Source organism: Pseudoduganella sp. GW821-FHT11H04, assembly GCF_058807935.1.
Window position 1 is genome coordinate 216,316 of record NZ_JBXARE010000002.1, and the last position, 16,665, is coordinate 232,980.

15 protein-coding genes are annotated in these 16,665 nt (G+C 63.3%); 12 read left to right on the forward strand and 3 right to left on the reverse strand.

All coding sequences use genetic code 11. The annotated features are described in order from the left end of the window. Positions 1 to 27: 27 nt before the first annotated feature. The gene (locus AC1RTP_RS04745; protein ID WP_498605180.1) at positions 28 to 1,560 is read right to left on the reverse strand and encodes a sulfatase family protein; all 1,533 of its coding nucleotides are present in this window, start codon (positions 1,558 to 1,560) and stop codon (positions 28 to 30) included. Positions 1,561 to 1,579: 19 nt separating this feature from the next. Next, complete coding sequence (locus AC1RTP_RS04750; RefSeq protein WP_498605182.1) at positions 1,580 to 2,392, reverse strand: NAD-dependent epimerase/dehydratase family protein; 813 nt, start codon at positions 2,390 to 2,392, stop codon at positions 1,580 to 1,582. A gap of 86 nt (positions 2,393 to 2,478) precedes the next feature. Here AC1RTP_RS04750 and dgoD point away from each other — a divergent pair, with 86 nt between their 5' ends. The 12 genes from dgoD (at position 2,479) to AC1RTP_RS04810 (ending at position 16,040) form a co-directional block, all read left to right on the forward strand. Further along, positions 2,479 to 3,627, forward strand: a complete 1,149-nt coding sequence (gene dgoD, locus AC1RTP_RS04755; protein WP_498605183.1) for a galactonate dehydratase — start codon at positions 2,479 to 2,481, stop codon at positions 3,625 to 3,627. Between the two features lie 5 nt (positions 3,628 to 3,632). After that, positions 3,633 to 4,523 (forward strand): 2-dehydro-3-deoxygalactonokinase, encoded by an 891-nt coding sequence (locus AC1RTP_RS04760; RefSeq protein ID WP_498605185.1) that lies wholly within the window; start codon positions 3,633 to 3,635, stop codon positions 4,521 to 4,523. Then, positions 4,513 to 5,127: a 2-dehydro-3-deoxy-6-phosphogalactonate aldolase gene (locus AC1RTP_RS04765; protein WP_498605187.1), complete on the forward strand. Its 615-nt coding sequence runs from the start codon at positions 4,513 to 4,515 to the stop codon at positions 5,125 to 5,127. The genes AC1RTP_RS04760 and AC1RTP_RS04765 overlap by 11 nt, the downstream gene beginning before the upstream one ends. After that, positions 5,124 to 5,987: an SMP-30/gluconolactonase/LRE family protein gene (locus AC1RTP_RS04770; RefSeq protein WP_498605189.1), complete on the forward strand. Its 864-nt coding sequence runs from the start codon at positions 5,124 to 5,126 to the stop codon at positions 5,985 to 5,987. Before AC1RTP_RS04765 ends, AC1RTP_RS04770 begins: the two co-directional genes overlap by 4 nt. An 11-nt stretch (positions 5,988 to 5,998) precedes the next feature. Then, the gene (locus AC1RTP_RS04775; RefSeq protein ID WP_498605190.1) at positions 5,999 to 6,763 is read left to right on the forward strand and encodes an SDR family NAD(P)-dependent oxidoreductase; all 765 of its coding nucleotides are present in this window, start codon (positions 5,999 to 6,001) and stop codon (positions 6,761 to 6,763) included. Positions 6,764 to 6,802: 39 nt separating this feature from the next. After that, positions 6,803 to 8,476 carry a sodium:solute symporter family transporter gene (locus AC1RTP_RS04780; RefSeq protein ID WP_498605191.1) on the forward strand — a complete coding sequence of 558 codons (1,674 nt, stop codon included), beginning with the start codon at positions 6,803 to 6,805 and terminating at the stop codon, positions 8,474 to 8,476. A 141-nt stretch (positions 8,477 to 8,617) separates the two neighbouring features. Beyond that, positions 8,618 to 9,274 (forward strand): DUF3108 domain-containing protein, encoded by a 657-nt coding sequence (locus AC1RTP_RS04785; protein ID WP_498605193.1) that lies wholly within the window; start codon positions 8,618 to 8,620, stop codon positions 9,272 to 9,274. A 113-nt stretch (positions 9,275 to 9,387) separates the two neighbouring features. After that, positions 9,388 to 9,762: a hypothetical protein gene (locus AC1RTP_RS04790; RefSeq protein WP_498605195.1), complete on the forward strand. Its 375-nt coding sequence runs from the start codon at positions 9,388 to 9,390 to the stop codon at positions 9,760 to 9,762. Between the two features lie 77 nt (positions 9,763 to 9,839). Continuing rightward, on the forward strand, positions 9,840 to 11,105 hold the full coding sequence (locus AC1RTP_RS04795) for a TolC family protein (RefSeq protein ID WP_498605197.1): 1,266 nt from the start codon (positions 9,840 to 9,842) through the stop codon (positions 11,103 to 11,105). Further along, positions 11,102 to 12,568, forward strand: a complete 1,467-nt coding sequence (locus tag AC1RTP_RS04800) for an efflux RND transporter periplasmic adaptor subunit (protein WP_498605198.1) — start codon at positions 11,102 to 11,104, stop codon at positions 12,566 to 12,568. The genes AC1RTP_RS04795 and AC1RTP_RS04800 overlap by 4 nt, the downstream gene beginning before the upstream one ends. Continuing rightward, positions 12,565 to 15,702 carry an efflux RND transporter permease subunit gene (locus AC1RTP_RS04805; RefSeq protein ID WP_498605200.1) on the forward strand — a complete coding sequence of 1,046 codons (3,138 nt, stop codon included), beginning with the start codon at positions 12,565 to 12,567 and terminating at the stop codon, positions 15,700 to 15,702. The genes AC1RTP_RS04800 and AC1RTP_RS04805 overlap by 4 nt, the downstream gene beginning before the upstream one ends. Beyond that, entirely contained in the window at positions 15,699 to 16,040 is a 342-nt protein-coding gene (locus AC1RTP_RS04810) for a copper-binding protein (protein ID WP_498605201.1), read from the forward strand. Before AC1RTP_RS04805 ends, AC1RTP_RS04810 begins: the two co-directional genes overlap by 4 nt. A gap of 1 nt (position 16,041) precedes the next feature. Here AC1RTP_RS04810 and AC1RTP_RS04815 read toward each other — a convergent pair whose 3' ends face one another. After that, positions 16,042 to 16,560 (reverse strand): Lrp/AsnC family transcriptional regulator, encoded by a 519-nt coding sequence (locus AC1RTP_RS04815; RefSeq protein ID WP_498605203.1) that lies wholly within the window; start codon positions 16,558 to 16,560, stop codon positions 16,042 to 16,044. Positions 16,561 to 16,665 lie beyond the last annotated feature (105 nt).

A 16,665-nucleotide genomic window follows, 5' to 3' on the forward strand; every position in this document is an offset into this window, starting at 1 on the left:
GGCCGGGGGATCCGGTCGTCGCGCGGTTCAGCTCTGTTTTACCTTGGGCATGAAGGGCCTGTTGCCGCCGGGGCCGGCGCTGTCGAATGGCGCCGGGCGCCATGGATCGCAGGTCTTTTCCAGCCACGGCTGCAATTCCTTTTCGACCAGGTGCGCGATCAGGGATTCGTTGGAATCCGCAATATTGGACAGCTGCCACGGATCGCGCAAATTGTCATGCAAGGTGTAGCGCAAGGCTTGCTTGTCGCGTCGCTCGATCATCAAGGTGTGCTGCTCGGTGCGTACCCCGCGCTTGCCGAATGACTGGCCACCGTAAGGCACCTGGAGGTAAAGCTGCGAGCTGGCGGTATTGCCTTTGCCCGTCCTGACACGCTGCGACAGGTTGCTGCCTTCAACGGTGGCCGGGATGTGCTGGTCCAGGCCCAGAAGTCCAAGCATGGTAGGGAACAGGTCGGCCAGCGACATCAGTGCATCATCGCTGTGCACTGCGATCGCTCCGGGAAGGCGGAACATCATGGGAATGCGCATCGCTTCATCGTAATGAACATTCTTGGTGACTTCGCCATGCGCGCCGAGGCAACAGCCGTGGTCGGAGAAGAAAACCACCAGGGTGTTGTCGCGCTGGCCGCTTTCGTCCAGTGCATCGAGGATGCGGCCGAATTGCTGGTCGACGCCGCTGACCGATGCGAAGTAGGACTTGGCGTGCGTAGGTCCCAGGTCGTCGGGATATTTCTTGTCCCAGTCGACGTTCTTGCGTTGGTTAAGCTCTTTGCTGGACACGCCGGCGTAAAGGTCCAGGTAGCGCTGCGGCACCTGGTCGTAAGGTGTGTGCGGCGGGTTCATTGAAACTACCAGCGCGAACGGCTTGCTGTTGTCGCGCAGTTTGCCGCCTTCGTTCTTCAGGTAGCGGATCGCCATGTCGGCCTCGTGCTCAGGGCCCCACTGGTCGATGTGCAGCGGCTTGTCGCGCGGGCTCTCGTTGCTCCAGTACATAGGCGTCAGATGGCGGTCGAAGGTACCGTAGGAGTACCAGTAATCGAAGCCATGGCGCCGCTCGGGAGGCGTCCATTCGTTCCACTTCACGCCGTGCACGGGATTGTTGTAGCTCTCCACGTAAGGCGCATGTGGCGCGTCAAGGTGCCATTTACCGATATAGCCGGTCGCATAGCCTTGTGCCTTAAGGATGTCGGACCAGCAGATCGCGTATTTGGACAGGTCTATGCCGACCAGGGCGCCGTAGTCGTGGCAGTTGCCGGTCATGCCGCTGCGGATCGGATACTGGCCTGTCATCAGCATGCCGCGCGAGGGTGTGCACAAGGGATAGTTCGCTACCGCCTGCCGCATCACGGCGGATTCTTTCGCGAATTTGTCGATGCGCGGTGTTAGCACTGGATCGTCCTTCATGAAGCCCTGCGCCTGGGCGCGCATTTCGTCGGGGAATACAAGCAGAAGGTTCAGCGGCTTTGCCGGTCCGGCTGAAGCGGCGCCTGCGGACGGCGCGGCGGCGGCGACCGCACCGCCTGCGGCCAGTTTGAGGAAGGAACGGCGATCGGTGCTCATGGGCGCTGGCTCCTTGGGATTACTCGTACATTGGTCCCTGGATGACGAACGGGCCACCCTGGTATTTGCTTGGCTCGTCGTCTTCGGAAGGGTAGCCAGCGAACGGGAACAGGTGCCCGTATTCGCTCGAGCTGTGTATCGGGCGGTAGCCCAGGTGGCCGGCTTTGCGATTGTCCCACCAGTTCACGTCGTTGTCCGACATGCCGTACACGATGGTGTGGCCGACGCGCGGGGTCACCAGGGAGCAGCGCAGCAGTTCAACCAGGTCGTCCGGGTGCAGATAGGTACGCATGATGCGGTGGGTCTTGGGTACTTCCATCACGGAGCCGATGCGGATGCAAACGGTCTCAATACCGAAACGGTCCCAGTAATAGCGCGCCATCTGTTCACCGAAGACTTTGGAAAGGCCGTAGTAGCCGTCCGGGCGGGTAGGGCTGTCCGCGTCGAGGTGCTCCGTCGTCGGGTGAAAACCGATGGCGTGGTTGGAGCTGGCGAATACGATGCGTTTGACGCCGTTCTTGTGCGCGGCTTCGTACAGGTTTTTCAGGCCGATGATATTGGCTTGCAGGATCGGGTCCCAGCGGTCCTCCACCGAAATGCCGCCGAAGTGTAGTACGGCGTCCACACCTTCCAGCAAATTGATCATGCCGTCGCGGTCGGCTAGGTCGCAGTGGACGACTTCTTCGCCGGGGCGCGCTTCGCCCAGGTTGGCGCGGTCCGACAGGCGCACCACGTCAGCCCATACGCCAATGCGCTCGCGCAGTTGTTTGCCAAGTCCGCCGGCAGCGCCAGTCAGCAGGATGCGGCGAAATGGTTTTTTGGTCGGTTCCATCTTTTTCTCCAGAAATTGCACTAGCGTGCCGTTACGAACTATGATAACGTTAACCTACGTTTTGCACCAGACCCTTTCGAGGCATTATGAAAATTACCAAACTCACCACCTACCGCGTGGCTCCGCGCTGGATGTTCCTGAAGGTCGAAACCGATGAAGGCATTACCGGCTGGGGCGAGCCGGTCATCGAAGGCCGTGCGCGCAGCGTGGAAGCGGCCGTCCACGAACTATCCTACCTGCTGGTGGGGCAGGACCCGCGCCGCATCAACGACTTGTGGCAAGCCATGTACCGCGGCGGTTTCTATCGCGGCGGCGCGATCCTGATGAGCGCCATCGCCGGCATCGACCAGGCGCTGTGGGACATCAAGGGCAAGGCGCTGGGCCAGCCGGTGTATGAACTGCTGGGCGGGAAAGTGCGCGACCGCATGAAGATGTACAGCTGGGTGGGCGGCGACCGTCCGGGCGAGATCGTGGCCGGCATGCGCAAGCTGCGCGAAATCGGTATCAACACCTTCAAAATGAACGGCACCGAAGAGTTGGGATTCATTGATAGCGCTATCATGGTGGATGCGGCCGTGGCGCGCATCGCTGAAATCCGCGAGGCCTTCGGTAAAGACGTGGAGTTCGGCATTGACTTCCATGGTCGCGTCGCGCTGCCGATGGCCAAGCCGTTGATCCGCGAGCTGGAACAATACCGCCCGCTGTTCATTGAAGAACCGGTGCTGGCGGAGCAGTGGGAATCCTACCGCCGCCTGGCCGATTCGACCTCGATCCCGCTAGCAGCCGGTGAGCGCATGTATTCGCGCTTCGAATTCAAGCATGTGCTGGCAGCAGGCGGCCTGGCCATCCTGCAGCCTGACCTGTCGCACGCCGGCGGCATCACCGAATGCGTGAAGATCGCGGCCATGGCCGAAGCCTACGACGTTGGCCTGGCGCCGCATTGCCCGCTTGGCCCGGTGGCGCTGGCGTCCTGCCTGCATGTGGACTTCGTGTCGTACAACGCCGTGCTGCAGGAGCAGAGCATGGGCATCCACTACAACCAGGGCGCCGAGCTGCTGGACTATGTGCGCAATCCGGAAGACTTCCAGATCGTGGACGGCTACCTGCCGCCACCACGCCTGCCTGGCCTCGGCGTGGACGTGAACGAAGAAAAAGTCATCGCCGCCAGCAAGAACGCGCCGGATTGGCATAACCCGCTGTGGCGCCTGGCCGACGGCACCGTCGCTGAATGGTGATCGGGATGAGCGCACGATTTGTCGGCGTCGACTGGGGCACCAGCAATCGCCGCGCCTATGTCTACGGCGCCGACGGCGCTGTCCTGCGCCAGGCGGAAGACGGGCAAGGCATGCTGGCCTCGCGCGGGCGATTCGCCGCGTCGCTGGATGAAATGCTGCTGCAGTTGGAAGTCCCTGTCGAAATTCCTGTGCTGATGTCCGGCATGGTGGGCAGCGCCCATGGCTGGCAGGAAGCGCCATACCTCGACCCGCAAGTGCCGCTGCTGGACATGCCGGCCCACCTGGTGCAACTCGATGGCGCGCGCTTCATCATTCCCGGCTATCGCCAGCGCGAGGGCCTGGCCGACGTAATGCGCGGCGAAGAAACGCAGCTGCTTGGCATGGTGGTCAACGGCATGCGCGATGGCTGGGTAGTCCTCCCGGGCACCCATTGCAAATGGGTCTACCTGAAAAACGGCTGCATCCAGCGCTGGTCCACCTATATGACGGGCGAGGTGTTCGCCATGCTCTCGCGCGACGGCACGCTGGCGCCGCTGCTGGAAGGCGGCGCCGATGTGGCGGAAGCATTCGAAGCCGGCCTGGCGCTGGCACGACGTGGCCTGCCGCTGACCAACACGCTGTTCTCGGTGCGTGCCGGCGTTGTCGGCGGCACGCTGCCTGCTGCACACGCACGCTCCCTCGTCAGCGGCCTGCTGATCGGCAGCGAGTTCGTGGCAATGGCGGCCAGCCGCCATGCGGACGACGAGATCACGCTGATCGCATCTCTTTCGTTGTGCGTCCCTTACCAACGGGCTGCACGTTCTTTCGGCATTACCGCAAAGGTCGCCGATTCGCATGCGCTGTACGGCAGCGCCATGCGCCACTTGTACCAAGAAGGGAAGAATCATGTTGCCTGACCTGCCACTCGTTGCCATCCTGCGCGGCCTGGCGCCGCAAGACGCCGAGGGCGTCGGCCTCGCTTTGCTGGAAGCGGGCTTCCGCATGCTGGAAGTGCCGCTCAACCGCCCCTGCGCGCTCGACTCCATCCGCATCCTGGCAAATCTCGCGCCGCGCGACGCGCTGATCGGCGGCGGCACCATGCTGACCTTTGGCGACGTCGCCTCGGTCGCTGCGGCAGGAGGAAAGCTGTTCGTCTCGCCGAATACCGACCCGCAGGTGATCCGCGCCGCGCGTTCGGAAGGCATGTGGTGCGCCCCGGGTTTTGCCACCATGACGGAAGCCTTTGTGGCGCTGGACGCTGGCGCGCAGTCGCTTAAGCTGTTCCCTGCCGAATCGCCGGGCGTGCTGAAGTCCATGCGCGCCGTGCTGCCGTCCGGCCTGCACGTGTGGCCCGTGGGCGGTATTGACCACGACAATATGGCGCCTTGGCTGGCCGCCGGCGCTACCGGCTTTGGCATCGGCTCTTCGTTGTACAAGCCGGGCATGTCGCTTGTCGAATTGAGCAACAAGGCCAACGCCATGGTCAAGGGCTGGAAGCTGGCGCAAGGGGCGGCAAAATGAAGACGCTGCGCGCCATCGTCGCCTACGAGGCCGGCGCATTGCTGGGCGAAGGTCCGGTATGGGATGCCGATCTTGGGTTGCTGCATTTTGTCGACATCAAGGGCAAGGCGGTGCATGCCTTCCACCCATCCAGCGGCGCCGTGCGCCACTACAGTTTCGATGATTACATCTGCTGGCTGGTGCCTCATCGCGACGGCGGCTACCTGGCTGGCACAAGGCGCGGTATCGCACGCGCTTGGTTTGGCCAGTCGCCCAGCGCGCAGGAGCTGGATATCCCTATCGAGCTGCCGCCGGGCGTGCGCCTGAACGACGCCAAGGCGCACCCGGATGGCAGCGTGTGGTTCGGTACCATGCATGACACCGAGCCACAGCGCGCGGACGGCGAACTGTTCCGCCTCGGCCCCGACTTGAGCCTGAGCGTGCAAGACCAGGGAATCCATATCTGCAACGGCCCGGCTTTCAGCCCCGACGGCCGCCTGATGCTGCACAACGACAGCCTGCGCGGACAGACCTACTGCTACGACGTGCGCGATGGCAAAGCAGGCGAGGGTTTGTTATGGCGCAGCTTCAGCGAAGATGAAGGCGCGCCGGACGGCATGTGCTTCGACAGCGAAGGCGGCTTGTGGGTCGCTTGCTGGGGCTCGGGCCGCGTGCTTCGCCTGCTGCCCGACGGCAGCTGCGAGCAGGCGATCGAACTGCCGGTTTCGCAGCCTAGTTCGGTGGCATTCGGCGGATCTGACCTGCGCACCCTTTTCATCACCACCGCATCGGAAGGCCTGCAAGGGCGCGAACCGTTGGCGGGCGCGCTGTTTGCGGCGCGCGTTGAAATTCCCGGAATGCTGCCAGCAGCTTTCGGTTAAGGAAAAACTCTATGAAGAACCCGATTTATCCAGACCTCGCCGGGAAGGTGGCCTTCGTCTCCGGCGGAGCATCCGGCATTGGCGCTTCCATCGTGCGACGCTTGCACGCTCAAGGCTGCCGCGTGGCCTTTGTCGATATCGACGATACCGCAGCTCGCGCATTGTGCGAGGAGCTGGCGTCCATTCATGGCGTGGCGCCTTTCTACCAGCGCTGCGACCTGACCCAATTGGATCAGCTGCGCGAAGCGATTAGCGGCGTGCTGACACGCTGGGGCCTGATCGATGTCCTGGTCAATAACGCCGCATACGACGGCCGCCATAGCATCGCGTCCGTCACGCCGGAAGACTGGGATATGCGCATGTCGATCAACCTGCGCCACTATTTCTTCGCGATCCAGGCTGTGTTGCCGGGCATGGAGCAGCAGGGCGGCGGTTCGGTGATCAATTTCAGCTCCACCAGCTGGAAGATCAAGAACGGCAACTATCCGCTGTACGCCACCGCGAAGGCGGCCTGTCACGGCATGACCCGCGCCATGGCGCGCGATGTCGGCGCCATGGGCGTGCGCATCAACACCGTCACGCCGGGCTGGGTGATGACCGAAAAGCAGATCACCCAGCACCTCGACGCGGAAGGCGAACGCGATATCGCACGCAACCAATGCCTGCCGGGCAAGGTGATGCCGGACGACCTGGCCGAAATGGTGCTGTTCCTTGCCTCCGACGCCAGCAAGATGTGCACCGCACAGGAATTCGTCGTCGACGGCGGATGGACCTGATCAGCAGCTCCCCCATATTCATAACGAGAGACACGCATCATGAGTACCTTCAGCACCCTGGACAGCCTGGTCTTCCTATTTTATTTCATCGTCGTCAGCGGATACGGCCTGTACGTTTACCGCCGGAAGCGCGCGCGGCAGGCAAGCGCCTCCCACGATTACTTCCTGGCAGAAGGCTCGCTGACCTGGTGGGCGATCGGTGCTTCGATCATCGCCTCCAATATCTCGGCCGAGCAGTTCATCGGCATGAGCGGCGCGGGTTTCAGCATGGGCCTCGCAATCGCCAGCTATGAGTGGATCGGCGCCGCCTCGCTGCTGATCGTGGGCGCCTTTTTCATGCCTGTCTATTTGAAGAACCGCATCTACACCATGCCGCAATTCCTGCACACGCGCTATAACAGCACGGTAGCCATGGTGATGGCGGTGTTCTGGCTGATGCTGTACGTGGTGGTGAACCTGACCTCCATCCTTTACCTCGGTGCGCTGGCGATCAGCAGCATGGGAGGCCTCCCGCTTCTGCCTTGCATGATTGCACTGGCGGTGTTCGCGGTCTTCATTACGCTGGGCGGCATGCGCGTGATCGGCTACACGGACGTGATCCAGGTCGTGTGCCTGGTGCTGGGCGGCCTGGTGACAACCTGGCTGGCGCTGGACCTGGTGGCTGCACTCGATGGCGGCAGTGGCGTGATGCACGGGCTAAAGGTGCTGGGCGCGAAGGCGCCTGACCACTTCGACATGATCTTCAAGCGCGACAATCCATTCTTCATGGATTTGCCAGGCCTGTCGATTCTGCTGGGCGGCATGTGGATCGTGAACCTGAATTACTGGGGCTGCAACCAGTACATCACCCAGCGCGCCCTGGGCGCCGATTTGCCGACCGCGCGTGCCGGTTTGCTGTGCGCCGCAGCCCTCAAGCTGCTGATGCCGTTGATTGTGGTGCTGCCTGGTATCGCTGCCTATGTGCTGCACCAGCATGACGGTGCCTTTGCCACGTCGATGCTGCAGGGTGGTGAAATCAATCCTGACCGCGCCTATCCGACTTTGCTAAACCTGCTGCCAAGCGGCCTGAAAGGCGTCGCGTTTGCTGCGCTGACGGCGGCGGTGGTCGCTTCGCTGGCCGGCAAGGCAAACAGCATTGCCACCATTTTCACGCTGGACGTCTTCCAGAAAGCCTCCAAACGCGAGATCAGCGAAACCCGCCTGGTGTGGATCGGCCGCGTGACCGTGGTGGTGGCCATGGTGCTGGCGGTGCTGATCGCACCGACGCTGGGCATCGACAAGAAGGGCGGTTTCCAGTACATCCAGGAATACACCGGCTTCGTCTCACCGGGCGTGTTCGCGATGTTCGTCTTCGGCTTGTTCTGGAAACGCACCACGTCGGCGGCGGCCATGTTCGCGGCGGTCGGCGGTTTCATTGGCTCGCTGTTGCTCAAATTCCTGCCTGGCTGGTGCGACTTGTCGAGCCTTGCAGGCATGGGCCTCGCCAAGGCCAATGCGGCCGGCGTGTACGAGATCCCGTTCATCGACCGCATGGGCATTGTCTTTGCTTTCTGCGCCATGGTCATGGTGGCAATCAGCCTGGCCGCGCCGCACAAACCGGGGCAGGGCGAGCTGGAAGTCGAGGCATCCATGTTCCGCATGGACCGCCGCTTCCTGGTTGGCTCCCTGCTGGTGATTGGCGTGCTGGTGTCCCTGTACGCGGCATGGTGGTAAGAGTTGTTAACGGTTTCTGTGGAAAACTCTGTTAACAAGCGGCGGGCGGCTTACTTAAGTAGCTGATTTGACGGCATAAAATTTGGCTGCGCAAATTTGTGGCAATCGGGCATAATTGCTAAAAATTTAAGGAGCCCGCTTATGCCACGCACTTTGCTGTTTCTGTTAGCGCTTTGCTGCGCAGCCGCCGGCGCCGCCGAAGTCAAGGTCGGCGCGCCGCTTCCTCGCATGTCCATGGTCAAGGAGGGCGCCCACCACTGGCTGCGCTACGTGCGCAACGGTGAAGTGAATACGCCGATCGATATCTGGACGCGCGAAGTGCGCTTCACGCCGGAGGGCATGCAGATCCGCCAGCGCTGGGACGGCGCCAACACCTTGGTTTTGCTCGACTCCTGGTTCGACAAGGACACCTTCAAGCCGCGCACCCACCATCGGGTTCGCGAGAAGGATGGCAAGCGCACCGAGGAGAATTTTGACTTCAGCGCCTACGAGCCGACCTTTAACTTCGAGACCGACATCGAATTCCTGCAGGCCTTGCCGCTGGCAGCGGGCTACGAAGCCAGCATCAAGTTCTACCACCCGGGAGGCCCGGCGCCGGCAAGCTACACGTGGAAAGTGGTTGGCAGCGAAACCATCCAGGGCCCGCAAGGCCCCGTGGATTGCTGGCTGCTGACCACCGACTACAACCGCCCCGGCACCGTCGCCAAATTCTGGATGGCCAAGGCCACGCAACTGCTGGTGCGCCAGGAAGCTGCAGGCCCGGACGGCAAAGTGATGGTCAAATCGCTGCTGGATTGATTCGAGCCTGCACGCTTTGGCGAAGGCTGGAGCTGCTTTACTGAGCCCGGTGCTAAGCCATCTTTAAGGAAGGCGCGCTTGTCTCGAAGTTTGAATAGGGCTATTATCGCCGCATGAAATTCCGCCGGACTTCCAGGATCGTGGCCGCAATGGTGGCGCTATTCAGCATGCTGTTCATGCAGCTTGCCGTGGCGTCCTACGCCTGCCCATCGGCTGGAAAACCGGTAGCCAACGGCTCCCCTTGCGCTGGTATGGACCCGACCCAGCCCAGCCTGTGTAAGGCGAAAGCAGCCAACCTGGCGGCCAAGCAGGCGCTGGACAAACCCGATTTGCCGCCGATCCTGCCATTCGTGGCCGCCGACCTGGCGGGCACCATCGTTGTCGATGCCTGGGCGCCGGAATCAACCCGTCCGGCCACCGAACCGCCTGGCTTGGCGCGAAGTCTGTCTCCGCCGCACTCCATAGAGCATTGTTGTTTCCTGAATTGACCTTCCAGTTTGCCTGATGCCGTATCGCGTCCGCCTGCGTGGCGCACGCCTGGTTTTCCATGCATCCTGGAGGTTTCATGTTTTCCCCTTACATCTGGCGCCGCCTCGCAACCGGCTGCGCCCTCGCTTGCGTTGCCGCCGCAAGCGCTGCCGCGCCCTCGCTGACGCTGGCGCAAGCGCAGCAGCGCGCTCTTGATCATTCGAAGCAGCTGGCGGCGCAAGGCTTTGCGGCCGATGCTGCACGTGATATGGCCGTGGCAGCGGGCCAATTGCCCGATCCGGTACTGAAGGCTGGTGTCGACAACCTGCCGGTGAGCGGGGTTGACCGTTACCGGATAGGCGCCGATTCCATGACCATGCGCCGCATCGGCGTCGCACAGGAATTGACCAGCAGCGAAAAGCGCCGCTGGCGCACTGCGCGCTACGAGAGCGAGGCGGGCCGCAGCCTCGCCGCGAGCGAAGCGTTGACCGCCGCTATCCAGCGCGATACGGCCATCGCCTGGCTCGACCGCTATCACCTGGAACGCATGGATGCGGAACTGGCGCGCCAGATCGCCTTGTCGCGCGACGAAATTGCCGCGGCGGAGGCGGCGTATCGCGGTGGCCGGGGCAGCCAGGCCGGCCTGCTCGATGCGCGGGCTGCCCTGCTTGCGCTGGAGGACCGCGCTACTGAATTTCGCCTGCAGGCGCGCAACGCGGCCATCATGCTGGCCCGCTGGACTGGCGAAGCGCAAGACGCGGTGCTGGCTGGCGAAGCCGACACCAGCAAAGTCGCCATCGACCCCGCAGCGCTGGAGACGACGCTGGAACACCACCCGAAAGTGGCAATGCTGACGCGACAGGCCGAAATGGCGCAGGCGGAAGCGGGGCTGGCGCGCGCCAACCGCACGCCCGACTGGAGCGTGGAAGTGGCCTTTCAACAGCGCGGGCCCGGATATCCGAACATGGTTTCAATTGGCGTGTCCGTGCCGCTGCAATGGGACCGCGCGAAGCGCCAGGACCGCGAGTTTTCCGCCCGCCTCGCCGCTGTCAGCCAGGCGCAGGCCGAACGCGATGAAACGCTGCGCGAACATGTGGCGGAAGTACGTAGCCAGTTCGCCGACTGGCAGGCGGGCCGCGAGCGGATTGCGCGATTCGAGAAGGACATACTGCCGCTGGCCAGCGACCGCACCGAGGCGGTGCTGGCGGCCTACCGTGGCGGCAAGGCCAGCCTGGCCGAAGTGCTGGCGGCGCGCCGCGCCGAGAGCGAGCAGCGGCTGCTGCTGCTGCAAATCCAGCGCGGCAATTCACGCGCCTGGGCGCAACTGACTTATATCCAGCCGCTGAAGGGTCAGCACCAATGAAGAAGAATGCAATGATCGCCGCCCTCCTGGCGGCCGGCGCGCTTGGCGCCATTGGCGTATTTGGCGGCTACCAGCTTGGCAAGCGCGATGCCGCTTCCGTTCAGGCGTCCGCTGCGGAGGGGCGCAAGCCTCTGTACTGGCACGATCCGATGGTGCCGGGGCAGAAGTTCGACAAGCCGGGCAAGTCGCCGTACATGGATATGCAGCTGGTCCCCGTGTACGCCGGTGAAGGCGAAGACGCTGGCACCGTCGCCATCAGCCCCCGCTTGGAGCAGAACCTTGGCGTGCGCACCGCGCCGGTGAGCAGCGGTGCGCTGCCGCTGGCGGTATCGGCGGTAGGCAGCGTTGCTTTCGATGAGCGCGCCGTGGCCGAGGTGCAGGCGCGTGCCAATGGTTTCGTGGAGCGCGTGCTGGTGCGTTCGCCGCTGGAACCGGTACGGCGAGGCCAGCCGCTGGTGGAAGTGACCATGCCCGACTGGGTGGCGGCGCAGGAAGAATTTCTCGCCGTTCGCCGCATGCAGGCTGGTGCTTCGCCTGCGCTGCTGGATGCGGCGCGGCAGCGCATGCGCCTGGCCGGCATGAGCGAGCAGCAGGTACGATTACTGGAATCGGGGGGGCGCGTGCAGGCACGCCAGATGCTGCTTGCGCCGCGCAGCGGCGTAGTGACCGAACTGGCTGCGCGCGAGGGGATGAGTGTGGCCACCGGGACGCCGCTGTATCGCATCAATGGCCTCGATACCGTGTGGGTCAACGCCGAATTGCCGGAAACCGTTCTGGCGCAAGTTTCTGTCGGTACGGAGGTCACTGCGCGAGCGGCAGCCTTGCAAGATACCGACTTGCGCGGCAAGGTCGCTGCGATACTGCCGCAGGTCGATTCCACCACGCGTACCATCCGCGCGCGTATCGCTTTGGATAATCCGGCTGCGCGCCTTGCGCCGGGGATGTTCGTCACGCTATCGTTCGCGCCGCGCCAGGCGCATCCCGCGCTGCTCGTGCCCTCGGATGCGGTGATCCGCACCGGCACGCGTAACGTGGTGATGCTGGAACAGGGCGCGGGCAAGTTTGCGCCAGTCCAGGTGGAATTGGGAGCCGAGGCCGGCGGGCAAGTGGAGGTTCGCTCCGGGCTGCGGGAGGGCCAGAAAGTAGCGGTCTCCGGCCAGTTCCTGCTCGACTCCGAGGCTAGCCTGAAAGGCAGCGAGCAAAGGATGGGTGGCGCCGCGCCTGCCACCCATCGCGGCGAGGCCACCGTGGAAGCGGTCGGGCAGGACGAGATCACGCTGTCCCATGGCCCGATTGCGACCATGAAATGGCCGGCCATGACGATGGGCTTCAAACTGCCGCGCGGCGCCTTGCCTATACGCGTGGCGCCGGGCGACCGCGTGAGCTTTGAATTTACGCAGCTGGCGGACGGCAGCTTCCAGATAACTGCCATGTCGCCCCACCAGCACGGGGACCGCAAATGATCGCGAAGCTGATTCTATGGTCGATCCGCAACCGCTTCCTGGTCTTGCTGGCTTCTGCCATGCTGGCCGGCTGGGGCGCGTGGGCTTTGCAGCGTACGCCATTGGACGCGATCCCGGACCTGTCGGATGTGCAGGTGATCATCCGCACCGCCTTCCCCGGCCAGGCCCCGCAGATCGTGGAGAATCAGGTTACCTATCCGCTGACGACCCAGATGCTGTCGGTGCCTGGCGCGCGTACGGTGCGCGGCTACTCCTTTTTCGGCGACTCCTTCGTCTACGTGCTCTTTGAAGACGGGACCGACCCATACTGGGCGCGCTCCCGCGTGCTGGAATACCTGAACCAGGTGCAGTCACGCCTGCCGCCGCAAGCCCGCGCCTCGCTTGGCCCAGACGCAACCGGCGTTGGCTGGGTCTTCGAATATGCACTGGTGGACCGCAGCGGCAAGCATGACCTGGCGCAGTTGCGCGCCTTGCAGGACTGGTTCCTGAAGTACGAACTGAAGGCCGTGCCGAACGTGGCGGAAGTGGCCAGCCTTGGCGGCATGGTGAAGCAATACCAGATAGTGCTTGATCCCGCGCGGCTGCGCGCTTACAACATCACGCACAGCAAGGCGATCGATGCTGTCCGCCGCGCAAACCAGGAGGTCGGGGGCTCCGTGCTGGAAATGGCGGAAGCGGAATATATGGTGCGCGCTTCGGGCTACCTGCGCTCGCTGGACGACTTCCGCCAGATCCCGCTGACGGCAAGCGCCGGCGGAGTTGCGGTGCGCCTGGGCGATGTGGCGACCATCCAGCTTGGGCCGGAAATGCGGCGCGGGATCGCCGAACTGAATGGCGAAGGCGAGGTTGCAGGCGGCGTGATCGTCATGCGCTCCGGGAAGAATGCACTGCAAACCATCGATGCGGTCAAAGCGAAAATGGCGGACCTGAAGGCCAGCTTACCGCCGGGCGTGGAGATTGTGCCGGTGTATGACCGTTCCAACCTGATCCGCCGCGCAGTTGCGAACCTTGAAAGCAAGCTGCTTGAAGAATTTGTCGTGGTGGCGCTGGTATGTGCGCTATTCCTCTTCCATCTGCGTTCCGCACTGGTGGCGATTGTGTCGCTGCCGCTCGGCGTACTTGCGGCCTACCTTGTCATGCACTACCAGGGCGTCAACGCCAACATCATGTCATTGGGCGGCATTGCAATTGCCATCGGCGCCATGGTCGATGCGGCTGTGGTGATGATCGAAAACGCGCACAAGCATATCGAGGCATGGCGGCGAGCCAACCCGGGCCGCTCCCTGGACGGTGAAGAGCATTGGCAAGTCATCGGCGCAGCAGCGGCCGAAGTGGGTCCGGCGCTGTTCTTCTCTCTGCTGGTGATCGTGCTCTCCTTCATCCCCGTGTTCACGCTGGAGGCGCAGGAAGGCCGCTTGTTCGCACCCCTGGCCTTTACCAAAACTTACGCCATGGCTGCGGCGGCCGCACTGGCAGTCACTCTGATCCCGGTCCTCATGGGCTACCTGATTCGCGGCCGCATCCCGGACGAACACGCCAATCCGCTAAACCGCTGGCTGATCGCCGCCTACCGGCCCTTACTCGAACGCGTGCTGCGCTGGCCGAAAACCACGCTGGCGGCGGCGATGGCCGTGGCGCTGCTGTCGTTCTTGCCGCTGGGGCGCATGGGAGGCGAATTCATGCCGCCACTGGATGAAGGCGACTTGCTCTACATGCCTTCCGCCTTGCCAGGCCTGGGCGCAGGCAAAGTGCAGCAACTGTTGCAGCAGACCGACCGCCTGATCAAGACCGTGCCGGAGGTGCAGAGCGTCTTCGGCAAGGCGGGCCGCGCGGAATCCGCCACAGACCCGGCGCCGCTGGAAATGTTCGAGACCACGATCCAGTTCAAGCCCCGCGATCAATGGCGGCCCGGCATGACGCCGGACAAGCTGGTGGCGGAACTGGACCGCGTGGTCAAGGTGCCGGGCCTGGCCAACGTCTGGGTGCCGCCGATCCGCAACCGGATCGACATGCTGGCGACCGGCATCAAGAGCCCAGTGGGGATCAAGGTCTCCGGCCCCGGCTTGCAGGAAATCGACCGGGTCGCCAGCGAAATCGAACGTGCGATACGGCCGGTGGCCGGCGTGTCGTCGGCTTTGGCGGAGCGCCTGAACGGCGGCCGCTACATTGACGTCGCCATCGACCGCGCGGCTGCGGGGCGCTACGGCCTGAATATTGACGAAGTGCAGGGCATTATCGCCAGCGCCGTGGGCGGCGACAATGTCGGTGAAACGGTGGAAGGCCTGCAGCGCTTCCCGATCAATGTTCGCTACCCGCGCGAGTTGCGCGATTCGCTGGAGGGTTTGCGGAACCTGCCTCTGCTGGCAGAACGCGGCGCCCAACTGCGCCTGGCCGACGTGGCGACGGTGGGCATCAGCGATGGCCCGCCGATGCTGCGCAGTGAAAACGCACGCCTGTCGGGCTGGGTCTATGTCGACATCCACGGGCGCGATTTGCGCTCGGCGGTGCAGGAGATGCAGCGCACTGTCGCCGCCAGCGTCAAATTGCCGCCGGGGTATTCGGTATCATGGTCGGGCCAATTCGAATACCTGGAGCGAGCAACGGCGCGCCTGAAGGTTGTGGTGCCGGCTACGCTGCTGATTATTTTCGTGCTGCTCTACCTGACCTTCCGCCGCGCCGACGAAGCGGCGCTGATCATGGCAACGCTGCCGTTTGCGCTGGCGGGCGGGGTGTGGCTGCTGTGGGCGCTGGGGCATAACCTGTCCGTGGCGACCGGCGTCGGCTTCATTGCGCTGGCCGGCGTAGCGGCCGAATTTGGTGTCATCATGCTGCTCTACCTGAAACACGCCTGGGAGGGCCGTATTGCGTCCGGGCGTTGCAGCGAAGCGGATTTGCTGGACGCGATCCGCGAAGGCGCCGTGCTTCGCGTGCGGCCGAAAGCGATGACGGTCACTGTGATCGTCGCGGGTCTGGTGCCGATCATGTTCGGTTCGGGCACCGGATCTGAAATCATGCAGCGCATCGCTGCGCCGATGGTTGGGGGGATGCTGTCCGCACCCTTGCTGTCGTTGTTTGTAGTACCGGCAGCGTTTATGCTGCTCAGGCGGCGAGAAATTCAAGGAGAAATCAAATGAAAGCACTCAGCATCACCCTGCGGGCCGGCATGTTGGCGGCAGTTTGCCTGGCGGGCGCGCCGGCATTGGCGCAACACGCCGACCATGCGCAGCACGGCGCCGCCGCCGCTACAGCAGACACCACCGACGGTGAAGTGAAGAAGGTCGATAAGGCTTCCGGCAAAATGACCATCAAGCACGGCGAGCTGAAAAACCTGGGCATGGGCGCCATGACAATGGTATTCCGCGCCAAGGACGCCGCCATGCTGGACAAGGTGAAGGCCGGCGACAAAATCCACTTCACCGTGGAGAGCGTGAACGGCGCGCTGACTGTGACCTCACTCGAGGTAGTGCAGTAAATCAGGTGCGGGCGAACTCGATGCGCTGTTTGCGCGGGTTCGGCCGCACGATGTGCTCCAGCGGCAGCACGGTCGATTGCTTGATTTTTTTCAGCGCGATATTCGACTTCACGTTGACCACGCCGGGCAGCAGCAGGATTTCCTTCATCATCAGGTCGGCAAACGAGGCCAGGTCGTGCGACACCACGCGCGCCACATAGTCTGCCTCGCCGGTCACCGAAAAGCATTCCATCACCTCCGGCACGTCGCGGATCGCCTGTTCGAAGGCGTCGCCGCGCTTCTCGCCGTGGCGGTCCAGCGTGATATGGACGAAGGCCATCACGTCCAGGCCCACCGTGGCCGGCTCCAGAACGGCCGCATAGTGGTCGATGATGCCCGCCTCGCGCAGGCGCTGCACACGCCGGCCCACTTGCGACACCGATAAATGCAGCACCTCCGCCAGGGCGGCGTTGGTGGCTTCCCCGTTGCGTTGGAGTTCATTCAGCAGCGATAAGTCGTGGCGGTCAACAGTGATCATCATGAATCCCTAAGTTTGTGCGTAAAACACGCATATTTAGCGCTTGGTGGCGTGCATTATGCGCAAAAAATCCAGTATCGGTGCGTAGTATATCCAATATCCAAACAC